Annotated in this window: 16 protein-coding genes and 1 pseudogene; 7 read left to right on the top strand and 10 right to left on the bottom strand. The window is 38.7% G+C overall.

The genetic code is table 11. From position 1 onward, the window contains the following. Positions 1 to 115: 115 nt before the first annotated feature. Entirely contained in the window at positions 116 to 1,033 is a 918-nt protein-coding gene (locus ICC18_RS12730) for a TniQ family protein (RefSeq protein WP_188174812.1), read from the top strand. 252 nt (positions 1,034 to 1,285) lie between these two features. Here ICC18_RS12730 and ICC18_RS12725 read toward each other — a convergent pair whose 3' ends face one another. Beyond that, positions 1,286 to 1,858 (bottom strand): DUF6882 domain-containing protein, encoded by a 573-nt coding sequence (locus ICC18_RS12725; RefSeq protein WP_188174811.1) that lies wholly within the window; start codon positions 1,856 to 1,858, stop codon positions 1,286 to 1,288. Between the two features lie 138 nt (positions 1,859 to 1,996). Continuing rightward, positions 1,997 to 2,746, bottom strand: a complete 750-nt coding sequence (locus ICC18_RS12720; RefSeq protein ID WP_188174810.1) for an SDR family oxidoreductase — start codon at positions 2,744 to 2,746, stop codon at positions 1,997 to 1,999. A gap of 191 nt (positions 2,747 to 2,937) precedes the next feature. Between ICC18_RS12720 and ICC18_RS12715 the strand changes: the two genes are divergently transcribed. Beyond that, the gene (locus tag ICC18_RS12715) at positions 2,938 to 3,786 is read left to right on the top strand and encodes a helix-turn-helix transcriptional regulator (protein ID WP_188174809.1); all 849 of its coding nucleotides are present in this window, start codon (positions 2,938 to 2,940) and stop codon (positions 3,784 to 3,786) included. 109 nt (positions 3,787 to 3,895) lie between these two features. Here ICC18_RS12715 and tnpC read toward each other — a convergent pair whose 3' ends face one another. The 7 genes and pseudogenes from tnpC to ICC18_RS12685 all read right to left on the bottom strand — a co-directional run bounded on the left by tnpC (position 3,896) and on the right by ICC18_RS12685 (position 9,108). Further along, positions 3,896 to 5,500, bottom strand: coding sequence for an IS66 family transposase (tnpC, locus tag ICC18_RS12710; RefSeq protein WP_376745632.1), 1,605 nt, complete (start codon positions 5,498 to 5,500; stop codon positions 3,896 to 3,898). An 18-nt stretch (positions 5,501 to 5,518) separates the two neighbouring features. Continuing rightward, a complete protein-coding gene (gene tnpB, locus ICC18_RS12705; RefSeq protein WP_188174808.1) occupies positions 5,519 to 5,872 on the bottom strand; it encodes an IS66 family insertion sequence element accessory protein TnpB in 354 nt (117 codons plus the stop codon). Further along, the gene (tnpA, locus tag ICC18_RS12700; RefSeq protein ID WP_188174807.1) at positions 5,866 to 6,207 is read right to left on the bottom strand and encodes an IS66 family insertion sequence element accessory protein TnpA; all 342 of its coding nucleotides are present in this window, start codon (positions 6,205 to 6,207) and stop codon (positions 5,866 to 5,868) included. The genes tnpB and tnpA overlap by 7 nt, the downstream gene beginning before the upstream one ends. Before the next feature lie 571 nt (positions 6,208 to 6,778). After that, positions 6,779 to 7,255 (bottom strand): annotated as a pseudogene (locus tag ICC18_RS34980) (SF0329 family protein). A 159-nt stretch (positions 7,256 to 7,414) separates the two neighbouring features. Beyond that, on the bottom strand, positions 7,415 to 7,672 hold the full coding sequence (locus tag ICC18_RS12695; protein WP_188174806.1) for a hypothetical protein: 258 nt from the start codon (positions 7,670 to 7,672) through the stop codon (positions 7,415 to 7,417). A gap of 280 nt (positions 7,673 to 7,952) precedes the next feature. Then, the gene (locus ICC18_RS12690) at positions 7,953 to 8,354 is read right to left on the bottom strand and encodes a hypothetical protein (protein WP_188174805.1); all 402 of its coding nucleotides are present in this window, start codon (positions 8,352 to 8,354) and stop codon (positions 7,953 to 7,955) included. Between the two features lie 340 nt (positions 8,355 to 8,694). Continuing rightward, positions 8,695 to 9,108 (bottom strand): ankyrin repeat domain-containing protein, encoded by a 414-nt coding sequence (locus tag ICC18_RS12685; RefSeq protein WP_188174804.1) that lies wholly within the window; start codon positions 9,106 to 9,108, stop codon positions 8,695 to 8,697. 238 nt (positions 9,109 to 9,346) lie between these two features. On the opposite strand from ICC18_RS12685, the gene ICC18_RS12680 reads away from it, so the two are divergent. From ICC18_RS12680 to ICC18_RS12670, 3 genes are read left to right on the top strand one after another with little or no spacing between them, the layout of a single operon-like run. Then, positions 9,347 to 9,985: a TnsA endonuclease N-terminal domain-containing protein gene (locus ICC18_RS12680; RefSeq protein WP_188174803.1), complete on the top strand. Its 639-nt coding sequence runs from the start codon at positions 9,347 to 9,349 to the stop codon at positions 9,983 to 9,985. Between the two features lie 49 nt (positions 9,986 to 10,034). Continuing rightward, a complete protein-coding gene (locus tag ICC18_RS12675; protein WP_188174802.1) occupies positions 10,035 to 12,110 on the top strand; it encodes a TnsB C-terminal domain-containing protein in 2,076 nt (691 codons plus the stop codon). Then, positions 12,103 to 13,101: a TniB family NTP-binding protein gene (locus tag ICC18_RS12670; RefSeq protein ID WP_188174801.1), complete on the top strand. Its 999-nt coding sequence runs from the start codon at positions 12,103 to 12,105 to the stop codon at positions 13,099 to 13,101. Before ICC18_RS12675 ends, ICC18_RS12670 begins: the two co-directional genes overlap by 8 nt. 192 nt (positions 13,102 to 13,293) lie before the next feature. Here ICC18_RS12670 and ICC18_RS12665 read toward each other — a convergent pair whose 3' ends face one another. After that, entirely contained in the window at positions 13,294 to 14,124 is an 831-nt protein-coding gene (locus ICC18_RS12665; protein WP_188174800.1) for a metallophosphoesterase family protein, read from the bottom strand. Positions 14,125 to 14,298: 174 nt separating this feature from the next. Here ICC18_RS12665 and ICC18_RS12660 point away from each other — a divergent pair, with 174 nt between their 5' ends. Next, a complete protein-coding gene (locus tag ICC18_RS12660) occupies positions 14,299 to 15,150 on the top strand; it encodes a DUF4261 domain-containing protein (RefSeq protein ID WP_188174799.1) in 852 nt (283 codons plus the stop codon). Next, positions 15,116 to 17,083: a leucine-rich repeat domain-containing protein gene (locus ICC18_RS12655; protein WP_188174798.1), complete on the top strand. Its 1,968-nt coding sequence runs from the start codon at positions 15,116 to 15,118 to the stop codon at positions 17,081 to 17,083. Before ICC18_RS12660 ends, ICC18_RS12655 begins: the two co-directional genes overlap by 35 nt. Positions 17,084 to 17,172: the final 89 nt, after the last annotated feature.

Genomic DNA, 17,172 nt, shown 5'->3' with positions numbered 1-17,172 from the left:
TTTGTTGCAGAAATAGTTAGATTCATTTTTTATACAATAAAATGAATAAACATACAAACGAGAGCAGACATTTGATATTTTAATGTCTGCTTTTTTTATGAAGAGGTAGTAATCCATGAAGAGTAAGCAATTATTAATTAATCCCAGCATTATTGAGGATGAGTCGTTAGAAGGATTTATTGTTAGATTATCTTATCTTAATGGGTATAAAGAGATCGATGATCCATATAAATTTCTATATTACTATAGACCTTATCTTGATGTTATAAGAGCATCAAACAAAAAATTAGCGAATTATTATATATATTATGATTTAGTTGAACAATTAACTGGGCAAGTCACTATGAGTGATAATAAGCATAATCGAAAATATCTAAGTCAGAACGAGTTATTGTTGGGGCATGGAAATAGGTGGTATCCTGCTATAACAAGATTTTGTCCTTTGTGTCTTTGTATTAGCAGGTATCACAGGATAAATTGGTCAATGATTCCAGTAATAATTTGTGAGAAACATTTTTGTTATCTGCAGCACAAATGTAATAAATGTTTATCTGAAGTTAATCTAAAAGCGTTGGTAACTGGCAGATGCTCATATTGTGAAAATGACATTACCGCTCAAGATGTTCAAACAATTGATCAGAGCATTCTAATGAAGCAACCACTTCTGGTTAATAACAACTACTTCTCAAAAGAAAAAGTATTCTTACACCTAAATGCTCAGGAAGCATTTAGACTAAAAAAATGGCTCATGTATTGCATTCTCCAAAATATTGATTTAGGAAATGACATTGATAATTTGGAAATGGAGTATTCAAAAAAATCAAATATGGTTAGAGTAACTGATTTTGAATTGAATAGAATTAAGGATTTTATAGTATTTACCGATTCATTATTGTTAGACTGGCCTAAGAATCTTTTGAATTTTATTGCGTCTATTGAACAAAAGAATATTTCTGAGAAAGTATATAACAAGTTTTTCATGAGTCAGCACTTTGGAAAGATGCGAATTTTTAATTTTTTAAATCGAATTTAATATTGAAAAGGTTGAGTTTGCCAAGCTACTCGCTCATTTTTTTGTAAATGTTGTTCGATGAAAACATAGAATTAGACTGAATTTCTTGATTTGACGAGGTCATTGAATTGAAAAATCGTCATCTTTTGAAAAATGATGTTTAAACTGATCAGTAAAAAGAAACAGCGGCGGACCAAGACTATAAAAAATAAAGTCTAAGACTGCCGCTTGTGTCATTCAAGTAACGTTATCCGTCTCTCAATGATCAACACTTTATTTATGAGCTGCTTCTAGGTTGGTCATTCTATTCAGTTCATCGAAATGTGCTGTAACCGTAAGCTTAGCAGAAACGCCTGTTAAACTGTCATTCGATTCAAAAACTCTAAAGCCTTTGTCTTTCAGATAAAAGTTTAATGCTTTTCTGTGGTTGAGTTCAAAAGTCATAATCAGTTGTGGAAATACTTTCAATACCGATTCGGGTTGTTCCATTAAATCTTCTTGTGTCACATTAATAGTAAAAAAAGCTGTTCCTGCACCATAGTTACCTGCATAATAAAAACGGTTTTTAAACATTCCAGAAGCAATACTTGCAATTACATGTCCTTCATTATTGGTCGCAGAGATTTTTTCTTCTGTCAGTTCAGGAATGTTGTTCTTAATACCATAAGCTTTTAGCTGAATTGCCTGTGTCAAACTATCTGAGGAAATCTGTGCCTGAGAGTTTGCCCAAGCCCATAACCAAGTGTTTGATTGGTGCGAAACACTACCCAACATTTGAATTGGGAAAGAGAAATGCTGTAAGCGTAAAACCGTACCTACCTGTTCATAGGAGTCGGCACCTGTCACAATGAATCCATCATACGGGACTGACACTGATCATTTCACCCAGTAGAACAAGATTAAATAAAGGCATCGGCAGTCTGGGACTCTCACATCCGAGGCTGCTAATGCCTTATTCATATATTCACACACCTTGTCAATTAGTTATACCAGTGAAGAACCGCCATCCACGACAATAGTCTGTCCGGTGGAGAATTTCTCACGCATTAAATAAAGAAAGGCCTCGGCCGCATCTTCTGGTTCTCCTACTCGGCCTACCAGGAGGGTTTTTCCAAAAGTCTCATACATATCGATTCGGTTTTCCTCAGGCATGTCGTTCCACATCTCGGTACGCATTAACCCGAAGCTTATCGCGTTGACACGAAGCGGGCTAAGTTCGACAGCCAATGCCCTGGTCAATGCCTCAATAGCGCTGCATATGCTGGCTGCGACCGCCCAACCCTTCTGCGGCCGAGCTCCGGCAACGCCAGAAGTTAAAATGATTGACCCGCCCTCTCTGAGGTTCTTGCTACCGTATTTAGCGGCCATAAACGCCCCCCAGTAACGCAGGTTAAAAAATCGACGTGCTGTCTCCATGTCAATTGTGCTGAGATTTTCGATATGCAAGGACTCGCCAGCCGTGAAAACCAAATGATCAAATTCACCAATTTGGCTGAAGAATGCACGAACCATCTCTTCATTCGATAGATCAACCACATGCCCTTCCGCACCTTGGGGCAGACGCGAGATCGCATTGTCAACTCTCTCTTTTCGACTGGAGACCACGACTACGGACGCCCCTTCCCGCGCAGCCGCTTCGGCTGTTGCAAATCCAAATCCTGACGTTCCTCCAAGGAGGACAACGCGTTTGCCTCTTAATGTACTGCTTCGTTCGCTCTGTTCTGTTTTTACCATAGAATCTCCCTCGTTTTCATGATCGGTTTTGAAAAAATATTACTGCCGACTCCTCCTTCACTACAGGCGACAAGTCGATTATAATCAGTTAATAAACACACAAATAGGTCTGTGTTTGTAGTACTATTCCGAATACTAATCGTACGGATACTGATATAAAATATATCAGGATATGGAGGTGAATCCTTGTTATGAATTCTGAAAGAAGACGAAAAGAACTAGCTGATTTTCTCCGGACCCGCCGCTCGCGTCTATCTCCGCATGAGGCGGGATTACCGGTTGAGACCTCACGTCGTCGTACGCCTGGTCTGAGGCGGGAAGAAGTGGCAAGTCTATCAGGCATTTCCTTACCGTGGTACACCGCACTGGAGCAGGGACGGGATATTCAAGTATCGGAACAAGTACTGGAAAGCTTGGTACGTACCCTTCAACTTAGCAACGACGAACGCAATCATCTACTCGTGTTGGCTAACCATGCTGTACTTCCACACGAAACAGTGGATGAATCCATTTCTCCAGCCATTCAACAGATTCTTGACAGGATGGGGACCTACCCTGCCTATGTCATCGATAAGCGCTGGAACGTTTCCGCATGGAACCAAATGACGAATAAGGTATGTGGGGACTTTAAACAAGCGACAGAGATCGAGAGAAATATCCTTTGGCGCGTGTTCATGATGAAGGATAAGCAAGCTCGCATTGTTAATTGGGAAAACGTTGCCACCATGCTGTTAGCTCATTTCAGAAGCCGATATGCCTTATACATGAATGATTCGTGGTATCAGGAATTAGTTAACATGTTATATGCCAGGAGTGAGGAGTTCAGGGAGTGGTGGGGGAGACATGAGGTTTCCGGAAATTCGGAAGGGGAAAAATTGATCCAACATCCTCAAGCAGGCCTGTTGACATTTCGTTACAATAATTTCACAGTTTCTGAAAGCGGTGACTTCGTGATGAGGGTATTCACACCAATTGAAAACACTGGAACTGATGAACGGTTAGAAGATTTATTGTCTGAGTTTCGTTCGGGCAGTCTATAAAAAAGTATTCCTTGACCAAGCGATCACTTGATAAAATCATTCCTAAGGTCAAAATATCAAATAGGCCCCAACTAGCAACAGATGGGAGCCAGAGTAAGATAGATAAAGATCACGAACGGCAGGTGTCCGGCAGTGATGAGGACCACGGCATGAACAGCTCCAACGCATTTGGTTCCCGCAAATCCGGAAGCTGAGGCAACTGCTCGAACAGGTACATGAGATATCGGAACGGATGGAGCCCGTTTTCCTTTGCCGTCTCGATCACGCTGTAGATTGCTGCGCTGGCCTTAGCCCCTCGGGGCGTATTAGCAAACAGCCAGTTTTTACGCCCAATTACAAATGGCTTAATCGACCGTTCACTGCGGTTGTTATCAATCTCCAAGCGTCCATCCGTTAAGAACGCCGTCAGCTTGTCCCACTGGTTCAGGCTGTACGCTATGGCCTGCCCGATGAGACTTTTCGGCATCGTTCGGGCCTTCTGCTGACGCAGCCACGCATGATACGCTTCCAGTACCGGGCGACTTTGCTCTTCTCGGGCCTTCTGCCGTTCCTCCGGCGTGGAATCCTTTAGCTCCCGTTCAATGTCATAAAGCTGATTGCAATATGCCAGCCCTTGAGCCCCAACGGTTTCCGGATTGCCCTTGGCCTCGGGGGCGGCCTTCAGTGCCTCAGCATACTTGCGCCGAGCATGGGCCCAGCAGCCCACCAGCGTCACCCCGTTTACTTTGTGGTACCCCGCATAACCATCTACATGCAGATAACCCCTAAAGCCGCCTAAGAAATCCCGCGGGTGTTCACCCCCACGTGTCCGTTGGTAGTCGTAGATGACCACCGGTGTGGTATCTCGTCCAGTTCGGTACAACCACAGATAGGACGTCGACTCCGCTGACTTTCCCGGTTCCCTTAGCACCTGCAGTGTTGTTTCGTCCGCATGTAGCACATCTTGTTTCCGCAAATGGCGCTTCATCTCCTCCACTACCGGCAGCATCCGCTGCTCCGCCCCCTGGACCATCCAGTTTGCCATGGTTTGCCGGGATAGGGTATAGCCCAGACGGGCAAATTGCTGCTCCTGCCGGTATAAGGGCAAGCCGTCTACATATTTCTGACACATCACATACGCCATCGCCGAAGGGGATGCCAATCTACCCGGATAGACGGGTTTTGGCATCGGTGCCGTGACGATGGGCGTTTGCAGTTCATGGCGTTCGCAGTGACGGCAGGCGTAGACCTTCCGCACATGCCGAACCACCTTGACCTGTGGCGGCACCACCGCAATTTCACTACGCGTCTCGGTACTCATCTCATGCAGCGGTCCGCCGCAGCAAGCGCAAACCTGCTCGCCCTCTTCAAGCTGATACGTCACCGTTTCCACCGGAAGGTCCGACAGGTCGGCTTCACGTTTGCCGGTCAATTTACGGCGTTCGTACGTGATCTTCTCCATCTCGGGCTCGTGCCCTTTGGGCGTGGCCAGTACCTCTGCTTCATTGAACAGGTTCAGTTCCAATTGATCCGGATTCGTCTTCTCGCTAGATGCGCCGAAGCGCTTGTGCTGAGTCAGACGAAACTGCTCCTCGTACCACTTGAGTTTGGCCGACAATTCGGCAAGCTCCCGTTCCTGCTGGTGATTTTGTTGTTCCAACTTGGCGTTATGCTGTTGGAGTTCTTCCAAAGTCATGGATTCCGTGTTTGTTTTCATAGGGTATATATTCGGCAAATCTCGTGAATGTCCTGTTTAGATCGCCACTTCAGGGGATGCAGATGGATGGGCTTGCCATTGAGAGAGGGAAAGGCCGTCCAAGAGCCAGCGCAGTTCTCGCTCCGTCAAGCATAAAGGGGATAGGCTTCCTGCAGGCCATTGGAACGTTCCCCGTTCCAGTCGGCGGTAGTAGAGCCAGAAGCCCGCATGGTCCCATTGCAGGATTTTAAGTTTGTCTCGCTTACGATTGCAGAACACAAACAGAGCCGTCGAGAAAGGGCTCAGAGCAAACTGCTCCTGAACGAGGGCAGCCAGACCGTCGATGGATTTACGCATGTCTGTCGGCCCGCAAGCCAGATATACCTGTGAAGATCCCGAGAAGTTTAGCATTCAGTACCCAGTGCAGCGACGATGTCACGGAGCAGCTCCGGTTTAAATCCTGGGCGCACGGCAATACGGGCAGGCCCTACTTGAACCCAGAGAAGGTTATCTTCCGAAGTGGTAGGCATGACGTTCACTGCGCGGAAGGTCGTGGAGGTATTCCGATTTGGAGTCTTAGGGGCTTTATATAACCAATATTTGAGCTGATGCAAGGTTACGTTCTGTTCGGCACACCATGCTTTCAGGGTTTGACCACTTTCTTGATAAGCTGCAATTCGCTTTGCCCAAATGGCTTGCAAGGTTTCGTCCATTTGAATCCACCCTTCCGTATATGATGGATTCATTGTGACAGGTGCCGACTCTTATGAACAGGTGGGTACGGTTTTACGCTTACGAAATGCTTACCAAATGTCGCTGTTCCTGCACTCATATGAACAGTCCAATCAAGGTTGCCGATTGAATCGTTTATTGCTAGTTGTTTCTCAAGAGCAACACCACTGTATCGCTCAAATAATTCTTGCAACGATGAAAAATTCTCTACATCTTGTAGATCCATATCTACTTTTTTTACTACAGGTTCAGAAATTTTCTGTTTGTTTAAAAAGTCGAATAATCACATACTTCCACCTACTTAATAAATTTCAATAGCACTTCTCATACATAAATTACATGTTTCAATTCTATGTGTTCTTGCAAGTATCCTCCCGTTAGGAGAATAAAAAAAGAGACTCACAGCAATAGGCCGCGAGTCTGAATCATATATTTTAAAGGGGGTCTTGATTTTTAGTATAGGCTTAATTCGTTAAGACAGCACATGAAAATAATATTTCAATTTGATAACATTTTTGAAGTAAAGTACCCGTTAGCTTAGCATATCAACGGGATCTGAACGTGTTTCTACATCAAATCGTAACTTTAGCATTTCGTTACGATTAGGTTATCATCTCGGATCATATTCAGTCTTCGCTTTCCTAGCCTCTTATCGATTACTGAAAGTGCTCTTATGATAGGGTTCTCCGACGCCAACGCTTCATCGATAGACAAATGTAAATATTCTTCGGCTGCTTTATAGAAATCGTACTGGCTATGAATACCTTTCAGGACCATCTCTTTGTCGGCAACACGGTATGCACGGTAATAATTTGCTTTTTGACTTGGATCCGAAAAGTTAGAGACGTTCCACAGCCTTCTCAGTTTCACAGCAAGGGAGTGATAAAGATAGCCTCTTTTTGTCGTACAAAAATCGATAATGATCTTTTTATCGCAAGTAATCCATGCCTTTCCTTCACGATCATGTGTCCCTCAGTATCGCGTGCTGTAGTAGGAAATACGCCCCTTCAAGGAATTACAAACTCTAGACTGAAGCTGCTTTTGTAGTCTACTCCACTGCAAGTAAATTTACCTCGTTCGGCAACTTAATTACCGATTTTCCTTAAGTTAATATGCCCATTACTTCAATGAAACGGAAGCCGTCGTCTGGCCGGCTGTCGCGGTGTTCATTCAACTAGCGTTCCTCGTTAGCTTAATAAGTAAGTGAATATTTGTAAATGGCTATATAATATTCTTATCTAAGTATTCTAGGGTTTCTTCTAACGTATTAAATGCCTCATCATGTCCTGAAAAATTAATAAGATCATCTTCACGTCTTCTAGTTATTCCCACGCCTTCATCTTCAGTAACTTGTATTTCAAAAAAATTCCGATGTTTATCATTCATACTTACCCAAATACATTTCCCGGAGATTTCCCAATAAACATTCCAGTTTGGATATCTTCTAGTAATAAGTTGTTGAATTGAATTTAACTCCATAAAATCTCTCCCCTTTCAAAGATTTTATTAGAAACAACAAGGGCTGCTTAAATCTCGTAATGCTAAAATACATCATCCCAAGTTATTCTGGCTACACCTAGTATCCTGTTCCAAGGAAAACTTGGGTCATCACAAGGCTCATCAGGGTCATATTTTCCATGCTCAAACTCCAAATGAAAGCACAACTAATGCATTGCTCAAATACTTCATATTGGTCCTTAGATGTTTTTACAGACGGCCTAGCTATCGTTCACCGTATAGAGGAACAATTAATCTATCTCTACTCAGTTCTAGGGTTTGTGAATAAACCGATAATTTCTATAATCTCGGCTTCAGCGACACGTCTTGGTCCTTCCATGAAATATCCTTTAAGTCCTACTTTAATGTCATGAATATGTCTTTCCTCTCGTGCTTTCGGAAATAAAACCCACATCCTAGCAGTGCCTACTTCTAATACTGGACTGTTCTCATTAATAATTATTTCTCCGTTCTCATCTTCGAACTCTGGGTGAATGACTCTCAGCTCAATCGTTGTCTTTAAAAAATCACCTTCTAAAGCAAAATCACTTCTATATCCTTGTCGAGGAAGTATTTTCCTACCTCCTTCTTCTTGCTTAAAAAATCTATACTTCACTCTAAAATCAGGTGGAAACCCGCGAAGTACTTCATTCGATATCCACAAATGAATCCCCCCACAAAATGTTTTTATGAAGCTATTCTCTACACCATTATCCAGCGAGGCAGCACACCTTGGCGTAGCTTAACTAAATCATCAATAAATGTCTGTACAGCTCTATTGCTTCCCTATCCATCCGCTTGCCCTTAGTATCAATCCCCTGATCTCCTTTATCGTTTATATACAGCGCTCCTCGTTAGCATTTAGGGTTCAAATTATTTCCTCCGAGTTTTCAACCAATGTCTCCTGTATGGAAAACCTGGCAGCTGTCCGTCATCACCGTCTGCCGCGGTGTCTATATCAAACTAAACTATCGTTCACCGTCGTATTCAATAAATTTGATTTGCTAGTAGTTCTCTAAGAAATTTATTATTTTCTGTGAGTTATAATCTCTTGCAATATCTGTCGGGGTTTTACCGTTACATGCCATGATGTTTTTATCCGCACCATTATCCAACAAATACTTTAATACTTCTGTTGGTTCCTCTCCAGGATTTCCACCCGATTGAATTGTACCATCTATGGATACATCCACCGCTACATGTAATGGCGTCCATCCTTCAATGCTCTTTAAGTTTATATTCGCCCCGTTCTGAAGCAGGAACCTTACTACCTCTAATTGTTCATTTTCTATAGCTATATTAAGTAAAGAATGACCACTCTTTATACACTTATAATCTACACTAATACCTCTCAAAAAAGAGAATTTTATGTACTCGATATTACCAGTCGCAACTGCTCTACAAATAGAATCATTCAAGATTAGCCCCCCCCCCAATTAAGGTTATATTAACATTAATGCCCATTCACGTAATCCGCCCGTTAGTTTAGTTTTATCTCAGTCTAAGATATTAATTTTATTTTCCAGTTTAAAACTAAAATTTCCAGGCTAGTAAATTAATTTCTCTGGACAAATGTTATTTTTAATAGGTTTATAACATGTCTATATCGGAGAAACTAGTCTAATAAATTCTGGAATAAAAAGGAATGTTTGTAGAATGCGATTTCCTGCGAGAAAGATTAGACCAACAAAGGGTAGGAACTACAGATGTAAGGTAACACAATCAAAAAATGCTGTTGTAATATATTCTGAAAGCCTACTGGAAAGAGATTATGTGCGGTTATGTAATTTCGACCCCTCTATTGAGAGAATTTATTTCCAGCCTCTAGGGATTAAGTACAATTACTTAGGTAGAACGCGTAAGTATTTTCCTGATTACCTCCTAATCACTAAGGATGATAGATACGTGTTAGTAGAAGTAAAGTTAAAGCAATTTGTAAATAGTGATCTTAATAAAGCTAAGTTTTTAGCTGCATCCGAGTTTTGTAGGCAAAAGGAATGGACATTTCATGTAGTTACAGAAGATCAGATACGCACAGGATTTTTACAAAGAAATATAAATTTATTACTAGAAGTTAAAGCATACAAGGTGATTCCAGCAATTGCTGAATATATTAAAACAATTTTGGATTACCGTGGTCCAATTACCATTCAAGATTTTATTAGTATCACAAATTGTATTAATAATGACTTAATAATAATCCAACTTTATAAACTTATATACTCAAATGAAATTATTACTGATTTAGTGAATTATGAATTATCGTTGAAATCGATAATTTGGCTTAGAAAGTGAGGTAATTAATGTGGCACGGTGTTCTTTTTCTTATGGAACAAAGTTTCTTATGGATGGCAGTGAGTATGTTGTAAAGAGATCGCAAGATAATGAGGTTGTCGCTGAATTAATTAATTACAAACAGCAAAAAGCTTTTTCCCTTAAAGAGCTGGAGGAAGCTTGGGATGAAGATAGATTAGCTTTTGAGGATACTGGAAAACGTTCTTCGATTGTTAAGCTTGACATAGACCTACTTACGGATGAAGAGAAGAACAGTGTGAAAATCAAGTTGGAAGTACTTCGTCCGGTGATCAATGGATATTTTCACTCATATCGATTAGATGAGTATCTAAGAAAGTTGAGGGAAGAAAAATGTATTGATATAAGTAGAGCGACATTTTATAACTGGAAAAGGATTTGGGACAAGTACGGTGATGCACGTTATCTTGTTGATGGTAAAAAAGGGCCGAAATACCGGCGCACAAAAAATAATGTTATGAATTCACTACAGAAAATCATGGATGAAAATATGTACTCAGGGGAAGAAGTTAACTATCGTTACATTTACCGATTGTATAAAGATAGCATAAAAAAAGTAAATGAGCTCAGGAGTTCTGAAAATAAAGAGCCCTTGCATTCCTTTCAAACAATTTGGAGGATTATTAAGGAACAACGTGATCTCTATCGTCAGATGTCAGCTAGGGATGGGCATGTTGCCGCGAGACTTCAACGTGACGGGGTTAAGAGTGTAACTGATCGACCGGAGCGTCCACTACAGCGGGTTGAATTAGATTGGACACCAGTAGATATTTATTTAGTTGATCCTAAGACACTTAAACGCAGAAAACCGTGGTTGGTTTATGCAATCGATGTCTATTCCGGTAATCCATTAGGCTTTTATATTACATTTGACTACCCAGATTCTTTTGCTATTAAACAATGTTTACTACACTGTATTCTACCAAAAGTGTATATAAAGAAGCTTTTTCCAGATGTTCAAAATGAATGGACTGCATACGGGATACCTAAAGAGCTAGTTGTTGATAATGCATCTTCTAATAATTCGTATGATATTGAAGAAGTTTGCAGCTTTTTTGGGATCGATCCATTGTTTCCTGAAGTCGCGGCGGGTCATAAAAAGGGGACAGTTGAGAGATGGCTAAAGACATTTAATGATATGGTGCATACATTGAAAGGGACAAGTTTTGCTAATATTTTTGAAAGAAAGCAATATGATTCAGAAGGTAATGCTTGTATAACGTTGCAGGCTTTTTATTACATTGCCCATATAATTTTTGTGGATATCATCTCACATAATTACAGTCACAGTAGGTTCGGTGGAACACCTCATCAAATATGGGAAAAGGGCTTTAAAGAAAATATCCATCTATCAAAGGAGCTCCCATTTACAAAAAAAGATATAAAATTGGCTCTCTGTGGTGGAAGAGAAAGACGTATTATTAACAATAAAGGTGTAGTTTTAGAAGAAATTTGGTTTTGGAGTGATGAACTAATGAAGCTTCGGAACCAAATGATAAGTAAAGGCGATGAAAAAATAGAAGTAATAGTGCGATTTGATTATTCTGACGTGAGTAAAGTTTATATTCAGAACCCATATGACGGATCTTTCATAGATGCATATCCAGACCCGAATACGATAAAGCAACTCAGCAAAAATTTTGGAGTAGAGCCTCTAATGCCTCTCCCTTTCCAGCAAATTAAAGCAATATGCTTACAAAGGGGGCGGGAAAGGAGGGATTTTGATGATACACAGGTTATTGAAGCAATGAAACTGATAAAGCAAATTCAGAATGATCAAGTGAAAGATAAAAAGCAAGGCTACATTAAAGCAAAGCAACAAGAAGTTGAAAGCTTAAGTGGGATATCCTTACAATCAATAACAAATGAGGAATTAGGTCTTCCTGCTGAAATTGAAACTTTTCAGTATTTAGGGGAACTTACTCTAGAAGAAATGAAATCGAAGAGACAATCGCGTAGTACTGATAAAGAGAAACTAACTCAACCAGAAATAACAGTAAAACCGATGCAGAGCAATAAGCAAGTTGTTGTAGAATCATTTAAAGATAAGCATGATGAATTACCCTTGTTTGATGTCATTTTATTAGGAGATTGCCATAATGGATAAGAACATTAAGCGTTTGAACGGTCAACGAATTACTGATGAGGAACTTTCAGACAGGCTTGCTGTTCTCGATCGAATTGTTGTGAAGCACACTAGATTCAATGAACTTCATGAAGCTATACGTGAATGTCACGTTCTTCAAAGTAAAAGCTTGAATAAAAAAGGGCTATGTATACTCGGGGATACAGGTGCTGGAAAGTCGACATTGTTTAAAACATATGAGAGTTTTCATCCAAGAGAAACAAGAGTGAAAAAAATTAATAATCAAACTGTTACATTCCCAAAAGTTCCAGTTCTGAGAGTGGAATTAGATTCAAACTCTAAACCGTTAAACGTAGCATCAAAGATGCTTGAGGAACTGGGTGATCCGTTTCATTACAAAGGAACTGAAAAACAACTTACAACAAGGTTGAAAGGATTTATCGAAGATTGTGAAGTCGAATTAATAATCATTGACGAGTTACAGCATCTAATTGATACCGATACACAGAGGGTAATAAGAAAAGCAGCAGACTGGTTAAAACAGTTGGTGAATGATGTTAACCTCCCTATTGTATTTGGAGGTATTAAAGACGACGCCTCTCGAATTTTTTCTTCAAATAAACAGTTGGATGAACGGTTTCCGTACAAGCCAAGTTTTCCCGGTTTTAAGTATGAAACGGAGAAAGAGAAAAAGGAATTTTGTACCTTTCTGAACAGCATAGAATTCAAGTTACCATTTCCTGATAACTCTGAACTTGCTGATCCATATCTTTCTGAGAAACTTTACTATGCGTCATTAGGAATTCCTAGAACTTTGAACCATTTGTTATACCATTCTACAAAAATTGCGTTAAAAGATGGGATGGATCGAATTGAAGAGAGGCATTTGCAAGAGGGTTTCGATCAACTGTCATTTGAGACAAGGCCAAGAGTTAAAAATCCATTTCATGGAAAAGTATTTGATTTAAGAGTTGCTATAGCATCAGAAAAATTAACTAAGTCAACTAAATAATGGTCCCATGTATTACAGATTTACTTAATTTGATTTTCTTGAAAAGTAGGATGGAAAGCCGAGCAAAAGAACCTTGCTCGGCTTATTTCACGTACCAGTATGTAACTAAAAATCCATTCTAATTTTAAAATTAAACGACACTATTTTATAACACTTGGTCACTTGGTTTACTTAATTATCCCTTTAGACTTATTATACGTAATGATTCACATTAATTATCTTGCTAGGCAGACCTTTATTTTCACCAGGATAACCTAATGAAGCATTAACAAACCTACAATCATAGTGCATATAATCCATTCTTTTATGAACATGTCCAAAGCACCATATTTTATTCTTGATTTGATTGAAGAATTCTCGTCCATCAAAGTAATAAAAGCTTGTGGCTAAATCGTGAGCTCTATCTATTGGAACATGTGCCCAGTCAGGTGAGAAGTGAGTCACTATGACATCTGATTGATACAGAACTTGATTAAGTTTTTGCTTTTCCTCTTGAAACATTAATTCTACTAATCTTGGTTTTCCCTCTATTAATACTGAATCATTAGAAACGCTTTTCCAGTGATTAAAAACTTCTAACTCACTAGCCTTTAAGACCTGATAGCCATATTGGAAATCATACCACATTCCACAACCACCAAAGTTTATGTTATCGATTTCTACCAATGTTCCATCTAAAATCATTACATTGGAAAAACGTTGAATGAATTGCCTCATTTCATTCCATCTATTTAATGAGTTTTTTCTGTACTTATTTTTAATGGATTTTGATTCTAAATAATAATCATGGTTCCCGGCTACTATCAGAATGTTTTTATAAATCTCCATCATCTTGTTAATAAAGATGAAATTTTGCTGATTAAAATGACCTAAATCACCTGCAATTACAAGAATGTTTGAAGGTGAATCGGGCAGTATTGATTGAATAAATTCATCCATTTGTTCTTCTAATTTTGAGTAGTTACCTGAATATTTGATCCAGAAATCTAAATGGATATCTGAGATTAAATCAAAATTAATCATATGCCACCCTCTCTTTGAAGCGCAATTTGCAGTGTAACGTTATATATTAGACACTATTTAATTATTAATGTACTTTAAAAATTGAAAAAATGTCTAATGAATTTTAGAACAATTATAGGTATTTTTGTGTGAATATGAGAAAATGAATGAAGCTAATAAAGGAGAGAGAAACAAATGGTTATTAATGATGATAAAGACGATCTGGATAATGTTTTCGCAAGAACCTATGGTGTAGAACTTTTGTTTGAAGATTATCCTTTGGTATCAGCGGATAGAATACTCGATTCATTAAGATTTTATTGCGGCAATGTTGAATTAGCTACTAATAAAGAAAATGTGCTGCTATTTTTCTTTAAAGATTATTTAATTTCTTTTTCAGAAGGAGATATGCCCGCACAAATAGCAATTATGTTATCGAGTGAACAGCTTGAAGATATGAGCAGGTTAGAATCATCATTTGTTCAATCTTGGCGATGGAGAGATGTGCGGAGCACAGTATTAAAGTGTAGATACACTGTATTGATTACTGATTTTATGGCCTCAGGTTTAGAATATCAGAAAAGAATGGAATTATTTCAAAAGGCCCTTTATGCAATTGTGGAATCATGTTCATGTAAGGCGATTCATTTTAGAGTGAGCGAACAATTTATTGAACCAAATGACTATCTATCCAATCAACCAAATCAGCCTAACTACGATATCATGATCGGTTTAATGAATGTGAGACTTTTTAATATAGAAAACACATTCAGTGAAACCGTTATGGATACTTTAGGACTCTCTGCTTTGGGATTACCGGATCTGCAAGTACACTTTAATGATCTTGATGTAAATGAAGTTGCAAATCTTCTTTATACATATGGAGACTATATCTTTCTAAACGGTGATGTTATTGAAGACGGAAATACAATACAGGGGATCGAAGGAAAGAAATGGAGCTGCAGGCATGAGGTTTCGTTGATCCATCCGAAACGAGTTGTATTAGATATACATGCTGGAGATTTTGCAGCAGGTAAAAGAAATTAGTCTTTTAAATACTGGAGGTAATTTTTTGAAAAAGGCTAGGTTTGTTACTTTCTCATTAAGTATGGTATTCTTACTAAATTTATCTTTACCTTTAAAAATAATAGCAGATTCCCCAGAAGTAAAAATTGAGGATTCAGCACTTGAAAAAGTTATTAGAAAAGAACTTAATAAAGATGATGGCCCTATAACGGCAGGGGATATGGAGAGTCTTAGAAAAATAGGTCCAGCAGATTGGCAAGGCATTAAGTCGCTAAATGGCTTAGAGTACGCCAAAAATTTGGTGGAAATAAAATTAATACAGAATAAAATCGAAAATATAAATGCCTTAAGTGGGTTAACGAAATTGAGAAATATTAACTTGTGGCAAAATGAAATTAGTGACATTCACGCTTTAGATAATCTACGCTCTTTGGAGAGTCTAAATATAAGTCAAAACCATATTGCTGACATAAGCCCTCTTAGAAATCTTAACAATTTAAAAGAGCTAGATTTGTCTGAAAATCAGATACAGGATATTGAACCTCTAAAGAATCTTGGCAACATAACTACTTTTAACGCTTATAAGAATCAAATCCATGATATTTCTACAATGCGAAATTTTAAAAAATTGTCTTTTACCAATTTACAAGAAAATCAAATTTCGGATGTTTCGCCTTTGAGCAATTTATCAAAACTTGATTTCATTGGTCTTAAATTCAATTGGGTTAAAGATATAAGCTCACTAAACAGCTTATCTGACTTGAGGGGTCTCGAGTTATCTGGAAATCCAATCCAAGATTTAAGTGTAATTAAGAATTTCCCTAAACTTGATACTTTAAGCATCGGTTCTCTTCATTTAACAAATATAAGCTTTCTTGAAGGTCTGCCAGATATGAAGTGGCTGCAGCTTGAAAACAATCAAATTGCCGATATAAGCAGCCTTCAAAAGCTTGTAAAAATAAAGGATCTAGATTTGTCAGATAATCAGATTTCAGACATTTCGGCCTTGGCTTATGCGAATGAACTCGAGACATTAAAACTCAATCAAAATCGGGTTTCAGACATAAAACCAATCAGTAAATTACCAAAATTGTGGTTGTTATCACTTAACGGTAACTCAATATCCGATCAAGAAACGTTAGGAAGCTTGCCTAAGTTGCGTTCACTTTATTTAGGCTCAAACGGAATTACTTCGCTTCAGTTTCTGAAGAGCCTACCTCCTCTTGTCTTACTTTCACTTGAAAGAAACTCTATTAGCGATCTAAGTGGCATAGAAGCTCAGAATGGTATTTATCATCTTGATTTAAGCAATAACCATATTAATGATCTAAGTCCAATTAAATCCCTGAATAAGTTAGATGTCTTGTATCTAGATGGTAATGGTCTTTCGGATATATCAATACTATCTCAATTAACACCAAGAAAGATCTCATTAGTCAATAATGAAATCCAAGATATTAGTTCTCTGGATAATCAAACAAATCTTTGGGAGATTTATTTGGCAAATAACCCTTTAAATGATGAATCAATTAGCAAACTCAAAGATAGGGCTTTAAACGGAGCAGCAGTATCTTATGGTGAACGAATATTTGTAAGAATAAATGAAGAACTCCAAGATTACTCCGTAGAGGAATCACCGCAAAATATTTCGGGTTCCGTTCATGTTCCCATGAGAAAAATCTTTGAAGCACTTGGTGCTAATGTAACCTGGGATAGTAATACCCAGACAGTGACAGCCCAAAAATTAGATATCTCTCTAAAATTACAAATTGGCTCGAACAAAGCCATTGTAAACGGTAAAGAAGTACAACTAGACTCAGCAATACAAGTCTTAAACGGATATACCTTTGTACCTGTAAGAATGGTAAGTGAGACATTTGGAGCGAAAGTAACGTGGGACTCAAATACAAAAACAGTTGATATCAGACAATATATAATGCTACATAGAAACTAGACAGCAAAAAAGGAGTTTCTTAGTTGTATGTCATCCAAGAGAAGGAAGTTCACACCTGATGAAAAAGCACGTATTGTACTGGAAATTTT

Source organism: Paenibacillus sedimenti, assembly GCF_014534655.1.
Classification (GTDB): Bacteria; Bacillota; Bacilli; order Paenibacillales; family NBRC-103111; genus Paenibacillus_E; species Paenibacillus_E sedimenti.
Note: the sequence above shows the minus strand (reverse complement) of the source record. Positions and strands in the feature narration are given on the sequence as shown.